At 58.0% G+C, this 18,644-nt stretch carries 13 protein-coding genes; 7 read left to right on the top strand and 6 right to left on the bottom strand.

The features are described 5' to 3' along the window. Positions 1-75 precede the first annotated feature (75 nt). Positions 76-927, bottom strand: coding sequence for a mechanosensitive ion channel (locus R3F50_01210; protein ID MEZ5488919.1), 852 nt, complete (start codon positions 925-927; stop codon positions 76-78). A gap of 303 nt (positions 928-1,230) precedes the next feature. Between R3F50_01210 and R3F50_01215 the strand changes: the two genes are divergently transcribed. After that, the gene (locus tag R3F50_01215; protein MEZ5488920.1) at positions 1,231-1,632 is read left to right on the top strand and encodes a hypothetical protein; all 402 of its coding nucleotides are present in this window, start codon (positions 1,231-1,233) and stop codon (positions 1,630-1,632) included. Positions 1,633-1,660: 28 nt separating this feature from the next. Here the strand turns inward: R3F50_01215 and R3F50_01220 are convergent, their stop codons facing one another. From R3F50_01220 to R3F50_01230, 3 genes are all read right to left on the bottom strand, one after another. Continuing rightward, positions 1,661-3,808 (bottom strand): TonB-dependent receptor plug domain-containing protein, encoded by a 2,148-nt coding sequence (locus R3F50_01220; GenBank protein ID MEZ5488921.1) that lies wholly within the window; start codon positions 3,806-3,808, stop codon positions 1,661-1,663. 381 nt (positions 3,809-4,189) lie between these two features. Then, a complete protein-coding gene (locus R3F50_01225; GenBank protein MEZ5488922.1) occupies positions 4,190-5,611 on the bottom strand; it encodes a hypothetical protein in 1,422 nt (473 codons plus the stop codon). A gap of 1,025 nt (positions 5,612-6,636) precedes the next feature. Beyond that, positions 6,637-7,989, bottom strand: a complete 1,353-nt coding sequence (locus R3F50_01230) for a DUF6498-containing protein (protein MEZ5488923.1) — start codon at positions 7,987-7,989, stop codon at positions 6,637-6,639. A 417-nt stretch (positions 7,990-8,406) separates the two neighbouring features. On the opposite strand from R3F50_01230, the gene R3F50_01235 reads away from it, so the two are divergent. The 3 genes from R3F50_01235 to R3F50_01245 all read left to right on the top strand — a co-directional run bounded on the left by R3F50_01235 (position 8,407) and on the right by R3F50_01245 (position 10,889). Next, on the top strand, positions 8,407-9,165 hold the full coding sequence (locus R3F50_01235) for an NAD(P)-binding domain-containing protein (GenBank protein ID MEZ5488924.1): 759 nt from the start codon (positions 8,407-8,409) through the stop codon (positions 9,163-9,165). 27 nt (positions 9,166-9,192) lie between these two features. Next, complete coding sequence (locus R3F50_01240) at positions 9,193-9,828, top strand: hypothetical protein (GenBank protein ID MEZ5488925.1); 636 nt, start codon at positions 9,193-9,195, stop codon at positions 9,826-9,828. A gap of 203 nt (positions 9,829-10,031) precedes the next feature. Next, positions 10,032-10,889: a D-amino-acid transaminase gene (locus R3F50_01245; protein MEZ5488926.1), complete on the top strand. Its 858-nt coding sequence runs from the start codon at positions 10,032-10,034 to the stop codon at positions 10,887-10,889. A 116-nt stretch (positions 10,890-11,005) separates the two neighbouring features. Here the strand turns inward: R3F50_01245 and R3F50_01250 are convergent, their stop codons facing one another. Both R3F50_01250 and R3F50_01255 read right to left on the bottom strand, forming a co-directional pair. Next, positions 11,006-12,319 carry a serine hydrolase domain-containing protein gene (locus tag R3F50_01250; protein ID MEZ5488927.1) on the bottom strand — a complete coding sequence of 438 codons (1,314 nt, stop codon included), beginning with the start codon at positions 12,317-12,319 and terminating at the stop codon, positions 11,006-11,008. 269 nt (positions 12,320-12,588) lie between these two features. After that, a complete protein-coding gene (locus R3F50_01255; protein ID MEZ5488928.1) occupies positions 12,589-13,515 on the bottom strand; it encodes a phosphatidylinositol-4-phosphate 5-kinase in 927 nt (308 codons plus the stop codon). A 278-nt stretch (positions 13,516-13,793) separates the two neighbouring features. Here R3F50_01255 and R3F50_01260 point away from each other — a divergent pair, with 278 nt between their 5' ends. The 3 genes from R3F50_01260 to R3F50_01270 are packed head-to-tail and all read left to right on the top strand — an operon-like array spanning position 13,794 to position 18,638. Beyond that, positions 13,794-14,525, top strand: a complete 732-nt coding sequence (locus R3F50_01260) for a SapC family protein (protein MEZ5488929.1) — start codon at positions 13,794-13,796, stop codon at positions 14,523-14,525. A gap of 51 nt (positions 14,526-14,576) precedes the next feature. Further along, positions 14,577-17,228 (top strand): aconitate hydratase AcnA, encoded by a 2,652-nt coding sequence (gene acnA / locus R3F50_01265; GenBank protein ID MEZ5488930.1) that lies wholly within the window; start codon positions 14,577-14,579, stop codon positions 17,226-17,228. 21 nt (positions 17,229-17,249) lie between these two features. Beyond that, a complete protein-coding gene (locus tag R3F50_01270; GenBank protein MEZ5488931.1) occupies positions 17,250-18,638 on the top strand; it encodes a class II fumarate hydratase in 1,389 nt (462 codons plus the stop codon). Positions 18,639-18,644: the final 6 nt, after the last annotated feature.

Consider the following 18,644-nt stretch of genomic DNA (forward strand, 5'->3'; position numbering starts at 1 on the left):
CGAGCAGGTTACCCCGTTTACCCGGGCAAGTCCACCGGGCAAATGTTACGGTGTATTACATAGAAAGCGCCTTTTTCAAGGTTGCTGCAGCACGGTTTCCAGCCTCGGCTGATCCACCATTCGCAGCTCTCGCCGGGGAAAGGGAATTGCGATCTGATTTGCCCCGAGCGCCTGAAAAACAGCCATATTGCACCGGTAACGGGTCTCGAACAGTTTTTCTGTCCGCACCCAGATCCGGATACCGACAATGATCGCACTGTCGCCGAATGCATGAATACCCACCTGGGGTTCCCGCACCTCACTGGCACCTTCGATACCCTGCAGCGCAGCCCGGATCACCTGCACGGCTTTTTCCGGGTCGCTGTCGTAGGCGATGCCCACTTCCAGTTCCAGCGCGGAATCCTGCTGGGAATTGTGAATGATCTCGCCGACAATGTGCTTATTAGGTATGGTGATCAGCTCATTATCTTCGTTACTCAGCACCGTCGACGAAAGCTTCACCTCCCTGACCAGCCCGGCGACTCCCTGCACTTTGATGGTATCTCCCACCACAAAGGGCCGCGTCAGGATGATGGCGAGCCCGGCGCTGTAGTTGGATAACAGCCCCTGTACCGCCAGTCCTGCACCCAGGCCGACCGCGCCGATGGCTGCCACGAAAGGGGTTATCTGAATACCCAGTTTCGGAAGCGCCACAATCAGAACGGCGACAATGATGCCTATTCTCACCACGCTGGCAAAAAAGCGACTGAGTGTGACATCAATATTCTTTTTCTGGCTCAGCGCAAAAATACCGTTGCCTACCTTGCGGGCAATAAACAGCCCAACCAGCAGAATGATAATGGCGCCAATGATCTGAAAACTGTAAGTGACCAGGTATTCCACCACCATGCTGTAGATCTGGGTCATCTGCTCTAATTCCTGTTCCATAGTTTTTCACTCGCCTTGGGGGCGCTACCAGCAAGCGCCGTTGAGATACCGGACCGCCGAGGGGTCCACTGTCACTGCGGGTTTCAGCCAGATTGGTTACACTATTCCGATCCCGCGCTCTGTACTCGAATTCTCCGGTAATCGTGCCCGCTTGTCATCCGGACCCGCCCGCCTCAGGGAATTGACGCCTATGCGGGCCGGAAGAACCGTTCCTTTAGTCCTTCCAGACTTGAATTCCGCCGGGGATTTTCTGCTACACTCACCAGTCTCAACATATAAAACTACAGCAAAGCGGTTGAAATTATGAAACTTACAAGTTTGTTAACCAGCCTGACAATCTGCCTGCTGCTGACAGGTACGGCCTCTGCCCAGTTGGAAAGCAGCCAGGTTTCGGTGGTCGGGGCCTGGGCAGGCACGCTGGTAATCGGACGTGATTCCTACGCCGTGACCTTCAACCTGACCCGGGAAGGGGATACCTACGGTGCCGCCCTGATCAGCCCGCAGCTCGGTATTTACGGCATGCCCGCCGAATCGGTAAAGCTGGAGAACAATCGTATTACCATCCGGCTGGACATCCTGGCAGCTGAATATACCGGCCGTCTCAGAATGGATGAATCGGGCAGTCAGGTGGACTTCATCGATGGCGAGTGGTTTCAGGAGGGCGAGATGGTACCCATCATTCTGCGCCCTTCGGAGGCTTTGTAGTTTCGGGCACCACGGACCTGATCGACGGTCAGAACGTACCACTCATCCGGAACGTGATCACACGGCCGGAGCCGTTGCACATATACTCCACTTCTTCCAGAATCCCATCACTGCGACGACCATCAAAGCGAACCCGGTCCCGGCAATTCTGTCCATCGAACAGATTGCGTGAATCCAGCCGGAATGACATGTTATCGAAGGCGAACACCTCGACAAACGCCATGGCGAACCCGTCGCTCCGGCTTGCCTCGATGTCCTCCAGATCCCAGAGTTTGTTGTCGCCATTGATCGGACTGTTCATGTTCATTCCATAGTTCATCCGCCAGCGGGGGATGTCATGGCGAAAACCGAGCTGGAACTGACCTTTGCTGTAATCGTTAAAACTGCGTACTTCCCCGGTAATGGGGTCCGTGACCTCGGAAACCCGCGCACTCGCCCTGGATGTCACCAGGACATCGGGCAGGTTGAACATGGACAGACGTACGCTGGCACGCACGTCGAGCACCATCATGTCACCTTTGCCGGAATTACCCCAGGCTGAACGCAGATTGTCATCTGACGGCGACACATCGATTCGCTGCCGGAAATCATAATGCCGGTGCTTGTAGAGATTCGCTGAGACGACACCGAGATCGTCAGGCAGGCGATACTCCGCCAGCAGATTGTAGTTCCACCAGTAATCCGGGCGCAGTTCCGTGTTGCCCGCCTGAGTATCGGCATCCACATCGCCCTGATCGATCACGGCAACAAAATCCGAGAAGCTCAACTGTCGCACGATTTTTTCTATCATCAGGCGCAGCTGCAGAGTTGGCGTGATATCGAACCGGTAATCCAGCTTGGGCTTGAAGAAACTGAAATCACGCTTCTTGCTGGTATCTCCAGACTGGGAGATTTCGGAGGTTTCATACACCATCGAAGTTTCCAGGCTCATGCGGGGATTCAGCTGCCAGTTATGGATGGCGAAAGGTTCGTAGCGTATTTCCTCCACCGCGGTATTGGCGTTTGCCACGGCCACGGGGACCAGGCCACCATGACTGGCCGAGGGTGTGCCGCTGCTGGAATCCACTGCCAGGGCCAGGCTGGAGTCCAGCGTGGTCTGGCTCCGCTCCAGACCGAACTCAATGTCCTGACCATCGAACAGGCCCATCGTGTAGGAGCCGCGTAAAATGCGCTCTTCGAGAACGCTGCTGTTGCTGAGAAACAGATTCTTGTTCTCCGAACCGTCCTCAAACACCTCGAAACGCTCCCGGATGCTGGCCTGATCATTCTGGTTGGCGATTCCCAGCAGTTTGAAACGCTGACCGTTGTCGAAACGGTACTCCACGTCGCCCCCGACCTCCCAGTTGCTCTGGGTGCCAGGAAGATCCTCCCGCTCGAAATAGGGCAGGTAGGCGCCATCACGCACATCAATGGTAGTCCGGTCTATCTCGGTCGGATTATCATCGTCCTGATACAGCGCATTAAAACGCACACTGCTGCGCTCGGAGAACTGATAGTCCAGGTTGGTAGACAAAGAATAGGTTGTCTGCTCCCGAATGCGATCTTCATCGATGAGATCATTGGGTGAGCCGTCGGGCAGAATACTGCGCTCCTCCAGTTCCCGGTGCTGGTAGCGGGGCTCGGCGGAGGCGCTGACCAGAAAATTGAGCTGGCCGGATTGGCCGCCATAGGCAAACGAGCCTCCCGGCTTGGCCTCACTGTCCTGGTAATAATCCATGCTGGCTTCGTAGGAAACGCTGGTATTGGATAACTGCTCGAACAACACCACGTTGATGATCTGGGTACTGCCCCTGACATCCAGTTCTCCGGACGTGCCGCGAATAATCTCGATGTAATTCACCTGATCAGAGGAAATCCGGTCCAGCTGTGATTGACTGTTGTTGCTCTTGCCGGCAGTCCGTTTGCCGTTGATGAGAATCTCCGTACCACCACCACCGCTGCCAAGTCCCCGGCCGCCCCGGCTGGCGTTACCGCCTCGCGGCCCTCCGCCCTGCACACTGATGCCGGGAATACGGTTCAGCATGTCCTGGGCAGTGACGGGGAGGTACTCGGCGAAGTAGGAAGCCGGGTACATGACAGTGGAATCGTCCCCGACGTTGTCCTGCGCCTGAAGTTGACGGGGAACGGTATACATCACCAGCAATGTGGCAACTCGAATAAGACGGGGAGTATTCATAGTTCTATTACTTGTAAGAGCCTGATTCGCTTGATCCCGGTTCATTCTGTTGGAACGATCGATCAAACGAATCCACAGACCAGAGTCTGTCCGGGCAAAACCGACATTATAATAAAACTCAGCCAGGGCGACTGTGACAATTTGTAAGCGATATGGCGCTGTAACACCCGGCTGCAGCGCCTCGGCTATCTATTAACCGCCAAGCACCAAGCACCAAGCATTGACCATCATCAATCATCTGTCAGGCATCTCGCAAACACAGTAACAGCGATAACCAACCAGTCGATCAACCTAACCCCCTGCCGGAGCCCGGCCTGCAATAGCATCGGTCGTCTCTCCAACCGGCAAAGCGGCTAACCGGAGACTTCGTCACTCCGGCATTCAGTCAACCTGCATGTAGACGGTGCCGACCCGCTTGGGTGTCTGCCCCACATCGATCTTGGCCACGACCGTCATGGATTCGGTGTCGACTGCATAAGTGGCATTATCCCCGGCGGCACCGATATAGGCGGTTTTACCATCCGGCGTGAAAGTTACCCATTCCGGGTGCTGCCCCACAAAGACTCTGCCTATTTCCTTCAGATCCGGAAGGGAGTGGATGTAAACGTGGCTGTAAACCTTGCTGGTTGACCATAACGTCCGCCCATCCGGTGAAACGCCCAGCCCATGGGCGGGAGCCGCCTGCAGACCATCCAGATGAGCCTCCTCCCCTTCGACCGGCGGATGCTCTATCCGCGCGACTTCCTGTCGGGAATTGAAATCCACAACCGCGAAGCCATGAAAATCGGATAATTGAACAAAGATGTTCTTCGTGGAACCGTCCGGATGCGTGTCAAAGATCATTGGACGGATACCTGAATCCATCTCCTTGGTCCAGGCCATCTCGTCGGTGGCGGTATCGATGACATTGATCGTACTGCGCTGAATGGAGCCGGCTACGGCATAGCGCCCGTCCGGAGTCACATACACATTATGAATCGGGCCGACGGTTGGAACCGTCTTGATATTTTCCATATTGACCACGTCGATCACATCGACAGCGCCGGGAGCCTCCATGATTCCGACGTAGACCTTGCTGCCATCCTTGCTCACAGCCACGTTGTTAGGACGACCACTCAGGTGAATACGACGTTTAACGCGCAACGTTCTGGAATCGACCACATCGAGCGTGTGCAGCGCTTCGTTGGAAATATAAATCTGGCTGCCGTCGGGCGCCCCGGTCACACCATGGGGAATTTCGATGTGCTCGATGACACCCACCGCTGTGTTGGACACCGGGTCTATAATGTGAGAATTGTCCCCTGCGGCGTTGGTCTGAATAATTCTCACCACCGTGCCGGAGGGTTCTCTGCGCTTGGTGGCACCCGCAACCCAATCCGCCATGATCTGCCACTCAGGGTCACTCTGATTGGCGAAGTGCTTACCGCCACCGTGGAAGGGATCGCCGCCCGCCGACGCGGCAAGCGGATGAGTGAGAAAACGACTTTGCAACGGATGCTCGCCGGGCCGGGTAAAGGCCGCGGCATACTCAAAGTTCTGCCGTGATTGTTCGTCGGTCCAGAAAAACTGCCCTTCTTCCAGTGGCTGCAGTCGGAAACCACTGCTGCGCGTGTGGCACTGGATACAGCGGATGTTGTTGTTGCGTTTGGCCAGGAAAATCGGCTGCACTTCGTTCTTGAAGAATTCGAAATCCAGCTCGACGCTGTTCTGGGCAAATGCCGGCACCGCGGGGCCAAGTATAAATGACAGAGGCAGAACGGCAGACAGGAACAGAGATCGTATCGACGGAACACTGGGGCTCATGTCGAACCTCCTTTTTGGTTTTTTTGAGGTTGGGAATCGAGCTTAACCAAGGCCACCGGCGAATGCAATACATCCTGGACCCGGGTAGAGTCTCAATCTTAAATAGTTGCTTCCGCATGGATTTTGTTCTGGGCTGCGCCCGCCCGTGGGAATCAGGATCTGTTTCCTGTATTGGGTCTGATTGGGTTCTTGTTGGGTTCTTTCCTGAGACCGCCCCACTCCGGGGGAGCCTGCCGACGGAGCAACGCGCACCCCTCCGGGGTTCCCTCCCTCGGTCAGGAGCCCGCAAGCGGTCTCCTTCGGTCAGTCGGTGCTGCGTTTTAATTGCTCCGTCGGCAGGCTCCCCCGGAGTGGTGCTCAGTGCCGGATTCTATCCTTAGTGGATGGATGCAAGAGTGCGACCGCGCTTTCTTCACAACTTCGCTTGTAAATCGATTTGCAATCACTTCCGCCACCTTCGAAGCCACCGTATGCTGAGTGCCACCTGGTGCTAAGGCGTGGTCGGCAGGGGGTTCGGTGGGCTGCAATCAAGGACCAGCGCTGAACGGCGAAAAATGACCGTCCTTCAGGGCATTTAAGGAGCCTCTGATGAATTATCACAACGCTCTGCGGGAGTCTGTCGGGAGCTACTGCTAGGCGTCGTGCGCAGGTAAGGGTAACTCCCTTGCCAAGCGCGACAACGACGCAGTGGCGCCTGACAGGCCCCGCCCGGAGGGGCCTTCAGACAACCCCGCTGGCTTCGTTGCACTGCCTTGACAGGCCGACGCAAGCCGGCGGCAATGCGCCTTTCCAGCGGACCTGTCTGAAGGCCAGAGCATTGTGATAATTCATCAGAGGCTCCTTAGAGTGAAGGAACCCGGGACGGGCGCGGTCCGCAGCCCACCGAACCCCCTGCCGGCCGCGCCGCTCGAAGCCACTCCGTGCGCCCGCAAGCAGCGATTGCGCAAAATAAGCCTCCAGGCTGCCAGTCACCCCAGACCAGCAAGACACTGTATTGAAATACTGCTTAGACCCGGGTTCAACCCTCAGCCAGCACTGCGCGATGAGCTTGAGTCCTCGCGATCGGAAGGACCCGCAGACCGACGATGCTCGCTGATATGAGACTTCACATCGACCAGGATCTTCAGGGCGATCAACAACACCAGTGCCAGCAGCGGGGCATCCAGAGCCATGGTCAGGAAACCGCCGAAGATAATGGTCAGGTGCATGATGATGATGCGCCGGTAAGGCGCGTGCATCTGCTGCCTGACGCTGGTTCCCAGGTATTCCCGGGCGCCGAGAAAGTTAAGCCGGAACGATATTCCGTGGCTGATCAGCAGGCCCAGCAGAGCAGGCCAAAGCGCGATGAAATCGGCCACTACCTGGCTGGTGGAAGGATCTGCTCCATCGGGCCCGGACAGGAACAGAGCATAGATGAACAACAGATGGCCGACCATGAAACCACCAAAGTGGCCGATGAAAAACGGACCGAGAAACAGGATTGACCAGCGCCCGATAACCCACATCTTCAGGAGATTGAACAGCCCGATGATGGCGCTTTCCGCCCAGAACAGCAGCATGATGTCCCCTATGCTCCAGTTGGCCAGCAGCACACCAGCCAGCGGTATCAGGTTCGCCAGCACCAGCATCCGGGTGGAAGTCGCCTGCAGCCCTGCTTCCCACCCGACCATCGAGGGTGCCTGCAGGGACGCCACAGTGTCTGACCTTGCTGCTTTTTCATCTGCCTGCTGCTGCGACTCGCCGCTGGGTTCGCCGGGCGGGCTATCAGCCAGCAGTTTTTTCAGGCGGTTGATAATTTCGGCCGCCCTGGCCTCGGACAGTTGGGAACCCACTCTGACCGTCTCTCCGGCGTAGTCGAATGCCAGGTGGTCTCCTCGCCAGCGGTGCCCCGTCTCATCACCCGCCCTGGCCTGCGCCGCCGGCAGCCAGCGCAGATTGGTAATCTGCCCGGCACGAAAATCGGCACCCACTCCCATCCGCAGCACCTCAACCCGGATGCGCAGCCAGCCAGGACGCAGCTGCAACGTCTCCGCGCCAGAACTCAGGGCCAGAAACAGCGTCAGCAGCACAAGCACACCCACCGACCAGCCCAGCAGCCAGAACAGGCCGAACAGCGCGGCAACCAGGCTGAACAGGCTGTCATCATCGGATCCGGCAAAAAGATTACCCACGCTGAAATAAGGTAGGCAGAACGCCGCCAGAAAACAACCGGAGACCAGGATAAGCGGCAGGGAGCGCCTGAACGGCAGCTTGAAAAAATCCTTCCCGGTCTGGTCGGTATCGAGTCGCAGGCCGACTTTCAACCGTGGTGCCAGCGGACCCAGGCCTTTAAACCGGGATACACGGTTCAATAGTCGGTTGGCATGCCTCTCGCCCATATCGATGGCTCTCTCCTGATTACGGACCAGTCATTGACACCGGTCAGATAGCCGGTATGTCGGCCACTCCGCCCGGATTCTCAGTTGCGGGATTCAAACCTGCCATGCAGGGCGTCTTTATTAGCAGCCCGTTGTGGCCGCGGGAATTCATAGAGGCCCGGGAATCCGGCCGGCCGTCCAATCCACTTGTTGTGTCGCCGGGCCGCTTGACAGCCACCTCGCCGGGGGGCCAGAGTACGCCCTGTAAGTCCAGAGTGGGCCAGGTAAATGCTTTCCCCATCCTTAACAATTGCCAGGCCGACCTATGCCGGCGGTAAAGCGCCTTACCAGCGCATTCAGCAGAAAATCAGTGCCCTGCATTGATTCAACAGAGGTTTCTAAACCCTTGTCCGGCCGACCAGGCCCGGGAGTATCAACATGTCGAACAATAACACCAATAGCCGGCGCAGATTCCTCTCACAAGCCCTGATCGGCTGCAGTGCCGTGGGCCTGTCGCCTTTTCTTTCTTTGCAGGCCGCCTTCGGCCAGCCGGCAAACACTCTGCGTATCGGTATCATCGGGTCCGGCAACATCGGCGGTTCAATCGGGCTGCGCTGGGCCGAAGCGGGACATCAGGTACTGTTCTCGTCCCGCAACCCGGACCAGCTGGAAGAACTGGTGGAACAGGCCGGCAGCAATGCCCGGGCCGGCTACCCGGCTGACGCGGCCGGCTTTGGCGACGTGGTGCTGGTGGCCGTTCCCTATGGCGCCATGCCTCAGGTGGGGAGGGACTTTGCTCCTCTGATGCAGGGCAAGATCGTGATCGACTGCGGCAATCCCCGCGCCGACCGGGACGGCCCCATGGCTGAAGAGGCTATAGCCAAAGGTACCGGCATAGCCTCCGCGGAGTACTTTCCCGGTGTCAGGCTGGTGCGGGCCTTCAACGCGATCAGCTACCTGATGGTGCAGAACGAGGCTCATCGGGACGGTGAACTGATCGGGGTTCCCATTGCCGGGGACGATGTGGAGGCCGTGGCGGTAACCCGGCAACTGGTCCGGGACGCCGGCTTCGAGCCGGTGGTGGTCGGCGGCCTGGAACGGGCGCGGGAATTCGACCGTGGCACCAGCGTGTATGTCCGTGGAATGACCGCCATGGAGTTGCGCAGTGCCCTGGGACTGCCGGTCCCAGGAATCTAGCCACAGGCCCAAGGGCGAGAAACAGACATGTCCACTTTTCGCAAACGTGCCCTGGAGCAGTTTCCCATGGTGCTGCTGACCCTGGTCAGCATCATTCAGGCACTGGCACTGGAGCTGCTGTGGGGAAAAGTTACTGAGACGGAGCTACTGTGGCAGCTCAGCTCCGCCAGTCTGGTCGGCTGGAGCATGATCAGCGTTACGCTGCTCGGCATCCTGCAGATCTGGATTATGTATTCGAGCCTGGTGATGGGATTTCGCTGGGTTCCCAGCACCAGGGACTCTCTTTTCCCCTTTCTCATAGGTATCCAGGAATTCATGCTGGTCAGTCTCATTGCCACGGATCACGAGGGCCTCTGGCTGCTGGTGCTGGCGTCAATATTTGCCTCCGCAAATATCATGTCTCACCTGACTTTCAAGCGGGCCCGGGCAGAGCCGGATAACCTGGCTTTTTTCCGCAACAGATCCCCCGCTACCTGGCGGGATTTCAAGTGGGCCTACCTGGTGATCAGCACCCTGACGACACTGGGTGTTATAAGCCAATGGTTTTCTTCTTCAGACTGGGCACCCCTTTTCGCCAGCCTGCTGGCCAATATGATGCTGCTGGTACAGATTTTTGCTTCCAGACGGCTCTGGAAAGTCGTTGTCGAAACGGTGGAAGAATGAACCGGTGAGTCGTCAGACCGGTTGAAAATTGCTGACCGATGATGGCACCATGCTGACCGGTAGCCGCTTCTGCCGGCTCATAACAGCACTATTTGTGGCACCTTTGATTAACGGCACTATCGATGGGACCTGGCCGGCCCTCAGCCTCCTGGCAATAATCTGAACGTCGTATCCAGGCACCTCAACCCAGGGAGTAACGCGAGTTGGACGAAATTGTTTATCTGAATGGAGAATACCTGCAGGCCGACCAGGCGCGGGTTTCGATTTTCGACCGGGGCTTCCTGTTCGGGGATGGTGTCTACGAGGTGATTCCGGTAGTCAATGGCGTGCTGATCGATCGGGACTATTTTCTTGAGCGCCTGACTAACAGCACCGGGCAGATCGATCTTGCCTGGCCCTGTGAGCCTGTCGAACTGCTGCAAATTATTCAGGAACTGGCCGCTCGGAACCAGCTGCAGGAAGGTTATGTGTATCTGCAGATCAGTCGCGGTGCCGCCGTACGGGATTTCGCCTATCCCCCGGGAGTGACTCCCACGCTGATGGCATTTGCCAGCCATCAGGCCATCCTGAATCACCCCATGGCCAACCAGGGCGTCAGCGTCGCCATCGTCGAAGACCTGCGCTGGAAACGGCGCGACATCAAGTCGCTGAACCTGCTTGGCCAATGCATGGCCAAGCAGCAGGCCAAGCTGAGTGGAGCCTACGAAGGCTGGATGGTAGAGGAAGGCTTCGTCACCGAAGGGGCATCCTCTTCTGCGTTCATCGTGAGCAATAACAGACTGATCACGCGACCGCTGTCCAACTCAATCCTGCCCGGCATTCGCCGGCGGGTAATCCTGGAATTGATCGAAGAACAGCAGATTGCGGTTGAAATGCGACCATTCAGCGTTGAAGAAGCTCTGGCGGCCGATGAGGCCTTTCTCAGTTCCGCCACCACTCTGGTGCTACCCATTGTCAGTATCGACGGGCAGCCTGTCGGAGACGGAGTACCCGGACCGATCACCAGCCAGGTCCGCTCACTCTACCTGCAAATGGTCAAGGCCGCGGCCGGCCTGAGCTGACCGGCAGCCGGGAAAATCCCGGCACAGGCCGGCAATCAGGACGACCTGTGTCCCCTGCCGCGACGCGCTGCGGCAGGCCTTCCGGGCTTCCAGAAATCGTTTGCCGGGTCTGCTCTCTAATCGACGATGGCCTGGTGCGCCAGAACCTGAAAATCCTGGCGGATATTGATATGGGAGTAGGGACGCACCTGGGTCATGAGTATCCCGATCAGCTCTTCATCCCGGTCGATCCAGGACAAGGTCCCGTAGGCTCCGCCCCAGTAGACGGAACCCTCAGACAGGGGAGTTGCCGCCGCGCCGCGATCCTCAACCACGGCCCAGCCCAGACCGAAACCCATCCCGGGCCCCGGCAGCCACAGGGGGAGCTCCCCCGTGTGATTGTCCATCATCAGATCGAGGGTGACCGGTGACAGCAGCCTGACACCATCCAGCTCGCCACCGTTCAACATGGCAAGCTGAAACCGGAGGTAGTCATGGGCTGTTGATACCAGCCCGCCTGCCCCACGAAATACCCGCTTGTTCTCGGCACTGATCCAGCGGCTTTCATTGTTACCGGGATCCTGCAGCACGATACGGTTATTGTTCGGCCCGGGCCGATACTGTGACATCAGACGCCCACCTTTATCGTCATCCATAAAAAAGTGGGTATCATGCATGCCAAGCGGTCGAAATATCCGCTCATCTAAAAATTCGTCCAGCGGCTGACCGGAAATCACCTCCACCAGCCGACCGACCACATCGGTGGCCTGGGAATACTGCCATTGCTCGCCGGGGTTGTAATTCAGCGGCATAGCAGCAATCCGGTTGACGTAGGACTCCAGCGTGTCGTCCGGGCGAATAGCGATCTGGCTCGCGTAATAGCGGGTATTGCCCCGGTAGCTGTTGGCCAGACCCGCCGTATGGGTAAGCATGTCCCGGATAGTGGCTTCTCTCGTGGCAGGCACCAGATGGCCGGTTTCCCCACTGGCATCACTGGTGGTGGAGACCCTGGGATTAGCGAAACCAGGAATGAATTTGCTGACCGGGTCGCGCAGCTGGAACTGGCCCTGCTCCCATAACATCATCAGGGCAACCGAGGTGATCGGTTTGGTCATCGAGGCAATGCGGAAAATAGCGTCCTCACGCATGGGCTTGCCGCTGTCAATATCCATGAAACCCCGGGCTTCAAAATGGACTACCTTGCCCTTTCTGGCGATCAGGGTCACCGTGCCGGGAACCTGCCGGTAATCGATATACCGTTGCATGACCGGCCCGATGCGCGCCAGCCGCTCCGCAGACATACCGACCTCCTCGGGAGCTGCCATGGGCAGACCCGGGTCTGTCGGCTGCTGGGCGTAACTGCCTGTTGCCAGCGCAGTGGCAACTGCTGCTGCGAGGAATACCGGTTTGATCAGGGCCTGGGTGAATAAGCTCAATGGCGTTCGGGTCATGTTACTACCTCGTGTCTGCGGCGCTCCGTTGAAACGCAGATTCTTATTGATTTGCCCGCCACAGGGTGGCCGACTTTCTGCTGCAGCGTGCTGCAGCCTCAGTAGCACAGGGAAGCTGTCGAGGCCACCCCGCTCCGTGCGGTTGACTCTTTATATACCCGCCCCTGCATGGAATCAACAGGGACGGGCAGGCACCGGATGCAGTTCGCCCGGCCAACGCGGCAGCGGATCAGGTAAGCAGGTCAGGGAATTGAGTCGGTAAGGACGAGTCAGTCGACCAGGCGGCCTTCCTCGTACACTTGTTCAACCCGGTCGCCGTTGGCATAAACCAGGCTGCCAGGGCCATGACGCTGGCCATTCCGCCAGCTGCCTTCAAAACGGACACCATTGGGCCAGAAATAAGTGCCCTCGCCGTGGGGCGCATCCGCGGCAAAACTGCCTTCGTACCGCTTACCGTCGGCCCAGGTGAAGTGGCCGCTGCCTTCAAGTCTGCCCGCTTTCATCTGGCCCTCGTAGCGATCGCCGTTGGTCCAGGTCTTGGCCCCGCGGCCGTCCTGCCGGCCCTTCAGCCAGCTACCCCAATAGGTATCGCCATTGGCCCACTGGTAAGTACCCTGGCCATGACGCTGGTCATTCAGAAAGTCGCCCTGGTAGCGATCGCCATTGGCGCCAACAAACTCGCCATAGCCGCTGCGGATACCATTCAGCCAGTGGCCTTCGTAATGATCGCCATTGGCCCAGGCGTAGACCCCGGTTCCGGTTATCCTGTCGTCAATCCATTCACCTTCATAGCGATCGCCGTTGGCGAGCACCAGAGATCCCTGCCCGTCCTTGCGTCCGCTGCGCCACTGACCGGTGTAACGATCGCCGCTGGCGCGGGCCAGGGTACCGCTGCCCCACTGCATGCCATTCTGCCATTGCCCCTCGTAGCGATCCCCGGAGAACCATAGGTAGGTGCCCTGGCCATGGTGACGGTCATTGCGCCACAAGCCTACGTAGCGATCGCCGTTGGCCCGTTGCAACGTGCCGTGACCGTGAATGCGCTGATTCTGACATTGCCCCTGGTAGATGTCCCCGGTTGACCAGGCGTAAATGCCGGCCCCCGAACCTTTCTCACAGGTATTGGTGACCCAGCGATCAACCTGCGCCTGCAGCGCCAGTGGAACAATCAGTAAAAATAGTAGAGAAGTACGCATAGCAATGATTCTAGCAAGGTGTGATGCACGGAAAGTGTTAAGCAGGTCCAAGATCACCGAAAATATTCCCTCCGGGGTCCGGGTTAAAGTGGGTTCTCGGGTTTGGCACCCAAGCGCTGTCCATCAGCCACTTTTTGGCGCCAGGCGATAGCCTGACAGACCTATCAGCGCCTGAAACGGTGCGAATTGACCTCCTCTTTGCGGGTGGTTGTTTTTCTGCCTCCTAACTGGGTAACATGCCTGAAGTTTTTATCCACACTACCCAAGGTCTATGAAGGATGAGCACACCAGTACCTCTTGCCAGTGACAAACACGCCGAATTGAAAGTCAGACAATCCGGAGATTACACCCGTTATAAAAATCAGAACCTGATCCCCATCGTCGTCAAGGATTTTTATACCCTGGCGGCCGAATTCCCCCTGGTCTTTGTAACGGGCAAGACCCCGGGTGAGTTCGTTCCCGTTGCTATCATGGGGCTGAAGGACGGTCATAACCTCTATTGTCAGACAGAGCACTGGGGCGCTCAGGTGGTGCCGATAAGCTTCAACAATGCCCCCTTCTCCATCGCCCGCGTGGAACAGGACCGCGACCAGTTCGTGGTGCTGATCGACGAAGACAGCCCCCTGGTGAGCAAAACAGAGGGGGAGGCCATTTTTGCTGACAACGGAGACAAGTCCGAGTACATGCAGAACCGGATCGAAGCCCTGATGGATATAACCCAGCAGACTATCCAGACACAGAAAGTGTGCAATCTGTTCAACACCAAGAATCTGCTGATCACTCATCAGATCCAGATGCGGCACCGCCCGGATGGCACCCTCTACAAGATAGACGGCATTCATATTGTTGACGAGCCGGCGCTTAATGCATTGTCCGATGAGGACTTCCTGGCACTGCGCAGGCAGGGGCTGCTGCCCATTATCTATGCCCACCTGGCATCTCTGCAGCAGCTGCGAAGGATTTCCCAGTTACAGTACGACTCAGATCAGGCCACCAAGGCAGCCAGCTGAAACGAGTGAACCGGTGACTATTTTATCAGCGTAAAAGCAGGGGCAATAAAAATGCACGAGGGCCAATTGAAAGAGCTTTGCCAACAGGAACTGCTGGTCGGCGACAAGTCCTACCGCTATTACAGTCTCAAGGCCCTTGAGGAGCAGGGCTTCGGGGAGGTTGCCAACCTGCCCGCCTCGATCAAGATTCTGCTGGAGAATCAGTTACGCAATTGTGACGGCCGAATCATTGATGATTCCCATGTCGAAGCGTTGATCAACTGGAGCGAGTCCCAGTTCCAGTCCCGGGAAATCATGTTCATGCCGGTTCGGGTCCTGATGCAGGACTTTACCGGGGTTCCTGCCGTGGTGGATCTGGCGGCCATGCGCGACGCAGTGGCAGAGCGCGGCGGAGATCCATCCCGCATCAACCCGATCAACCCTGTCGACCTGGTCATCGACCATTCGGTAATGGTGGATCGCTTCGCTGTCGATTCCGCCTACCGCGATAACGTCAGGATGGAAATGCAGCGCAATCGGGAACGCTATCAGTTTCTGCGCTGGGGACAGAAGGCCTTCGATAATTTTCGCGTGGTACCGCCAGGTACCGGCATCTGTCACCAGGTCAACCTGGAATATCTGGCCCGCTCAGTATGGTCTGCGGAAGTAGACGGCACGCTCACCGCCTACCCCGACACCCTGGTCGGCACCGACAGCCACACCACCATGATCAACGGCCTGGCCGTACTGGGCTGGGGAGTAGGCGGCATCGAAGCAGAAGCGGCCATGCTGGGTCAGCCTATATCAATGAATATTCCCGAAGTCGTGGGCTTCAAGCTGACCGGGCGGCTGTGCGAAGGCATCACCGCCACCGACCTGGTGCTGACTGTCACGCAGATGTTGCGCCAGCATGGCGTGGTTGGCAAATTCGTGGAATTTTTTGGGCCCGGCCTGGAATCCCTGAGCCTGGCGGACCGGGCCACGCTCGCCAATATGTCTCCCGAGTACGGCGCCACGTGTACTTTCTTTTCAGTTGACCAGAAGACTCTGGACTACCTGGCTCTGACCGGCCGAAGTGCCGACACTATCGCGCTGGTGGAAGCCTACAGCCGGACGCAGGGCCTGTGGCGAAGGGATGACGACGAGGTGAATTTCAGCAGCCGCCTGGCACTGGACCTGAATACGGTAGTTCCCTCCCTGGCAGGCCCCAAACGTCCGCAGGATCGGGTCCCTCTGACCAACATGCCACAAGCGCTCAAAGATCAGCTCAAGGGCGAACTGGTCAAGCAGACCCACGTCGGAAACGAGGCCTACAACCTGAAAGACGGCGATGTGGTGATTGCAGCAATCACCTCCTGCACCAACACTTCCAACCCCGCCGTCATGATGGCAGCCGGGCTGCTGGCGCAGAAGGCCCTGGCTAAAGGGCTGTCCCGTAAACCCTGGGTAAAATCCTCCCTGGCACCGGGCTCCAAGGTGGTTTCCAGCTACCTGGAAAGTGCCGGTCTGCAGGACAGCCTGGACCAGCTTGGCTTCAACCTGGTGGGCTATGGCTGCACGACCTGTATCGGCAATTCCGGGCCGCTGCCGGACGCTATCGAGGAAGCAATCGACCGGAGTAAGCTGACCGTTGCCGCCGTGTTATCGGGCAACCGGAACTTCGAAGGACGTATTCATGCCAAGGTACGCGCCAACTGGCTGGCATCGCCGCCACTGGTGGTTGCCTTCGCACTGGCCGGCACCACCAATATTGATCTGAGCAGTGAACCCCTCGGCACCGACAGCCAGGGTCAGGCTGTCTACCTGCGTGACATCTGGCCAAGCAACGACGAAATCGCCAATGCCGTCCAGCAGGTCCAGCGGGATATGTTTATTCGCAATTACGCCGAGGTATTCGAGGGTGACAAAGAGTGGAACGCACTGCCGGCCGGTGACGACAAGACCTATGACTGGAATGATGCCTCCACGTACATCCAGAAGCCGCCATTCTGTGACCTGGAAGCACCAGGGGATGCCATCAAGGCTGCCAGGATACTGCTCCTGCTCGGTGACTCGGTGACCACTGACCATATCTCCCCGGCCGGATCGATTGCCGAACAAAGCCCTGCGGGTCAGTACCTGCTGGGCCACGGTATCAAGAAAGGCGAATTCAATTCCTACGGCTCTAGACGCGGCAATCACGAAGTCATGATGCGCGGTACCTTTGCCAATATCCGCCTGCACAACGAGATGCTTGGCGGCATCGAAGGGGGCTACACCCGTCTTGCCGGCCACAGCGACGCGATGGCGGTTTACGACGCCGCCATGGAATATCAGAAGACCCGGACCCCGCTGGTCGTGATCGCCGGCAAGGAGTATGGTACTGGTTCGAGCCGCGACTGGGCGGCCAAGGGGTCGCGCCTGCTGGGTGTCCAAGCGGTTATCGCGGAGAGTTTTGAGCGCATCCATCGTTCCAATCTGGCCGGCATGGGGGTTCTGCCCCTGCAGTTTCCGGACGGCGTGACCAGGAAGACCCTCAAACTGACCGGCGACGAATCCATCGATCTGACCGGCCTGGAAACGGTGCGCCCGGGCATGGAAGTGGGGATGACCATCCACTATCCGGACGGGGCCATGGAAATCTGTAAACTCCACTGCCGCCTGGACACCGCCCTGGAAGTTGCGTACTACACGAGCAGCGGCATCATGCCTTATGTCGTAAACAAGCTGTCAGAGGCTCCCTAACCCTGGAATTCGTTGTCGTTTATGGCCGGATCGCGTGAAGAACAGGACAGCCTCGGCAGGGTCAGCATTGCCAGCGACAAACTGTGGGGAGCCCAGAGTCAGCGCTCGCTGCTGAACTTTGCCATTGGCACCAGTTGTTTTCCCAGTCACTTTATTCATGATTTCGCCCTGGTGAAGCTTGCCGCCGCCCGGGCCAATGCCCGGCTGGGCAACCTGGACGAAGAACGCGCGGAACTGATTGAGCGGGCCTGCCGGGAGATCATGGCGGGAGACCACGACGGGCAGTTTCCACTGTCGATCTGGCAGACCGGCAGCGGCACCCAGACCAACATGAATCTGAACGAAGTCATTGCCAATATCGGCAATCGGTTGGCGGGTAATCCACCGGGTCGCTACGAGCCTCTGCATCCTAACGACCACGTCAACCGTTCCCAATCGTCCAACGATGTTTTCCCCACTGTGATGCATGTGGTCACCCATCGGCTGATCAGTCGTTCCCTGTTGCCGGCCCTGAACTCCCTGCACCAGACATTAGCCGCTAAAGAAGTACAATTCTCCGCGCGCATCAAATCCGGCCGCACACATCTGATGGATGCCACCCCAATAACCCTGGGTCAGGAATTCGGTGCATGGCGTGCGCAGACAGAGTTTGCCGTGGCACAGGTTACGGCAGCCCTGGAACCCGTGCGTGACCTGGCAATCGGCGGCACAGCGGTCGGCACCGGCCTGAATACACCGGTCGGCTGGGCCGCTACGGTAGTCGAAGCCATCAGCGCACTCAGCAGCACAGGTTTCCGCCCGGCCGCCAATAAATTCAGCCAACTGGCCTCCCATGACGCACTGCTGGCCCTCCATGGGCAACTGAATCTGCTGGCCAGCCAGCTGTTCAAAATGGCCAGCGACATTCGTCTGATGAATTCCGGCCCACGCTGCGGGCTCGCTGAGATAACCATGCCGGCCAATGAGCCAGGCAGCTCGATAATGCCCGGCAAGATCAATCCCACTCAGGTAGAGGCCCTGACCATGGTCTGTCTGCGGGTAATGGGTAACAACACAGCGGTCAGCATGGCGGCCAGCCAGGGGCAGTTTCAGTTAAACGTCTACAAGCCACTGATCATCCATCTGTTAATGGAATCCATTGAATTACTGGCCGACAGTATCCGCAGTTTCACACAGCACTGCCTGGCGGGAATCGACGCCAACCATCGACAGCTGGATTATTATACCGACCGATCACTAATGCTGGTAACCGCGCTGAGTCCGCACATTGGTTATGACCAGGCAAGCAAGGCGGCCGGTTTCGCTCTGCAGAATGACCTGTCTCTCAGAGAGGCAGTCCTGCAGCTCGAATTGCTGACCGCAGAGCAGTATGACGAGCTGGTCAGGCCGGAACTGATGCTCGGCCCTTAGGCGCTG

It is taken from the genome of Gammaproteobacteria bacterium, assembly GCA_041395725.1.
Taxonomy (GTDB): Bacteria; Pseudomonadota; Gammaproteobacteria; order Pseudomonadales; family Pseudohongiellaceae; genus NORP240.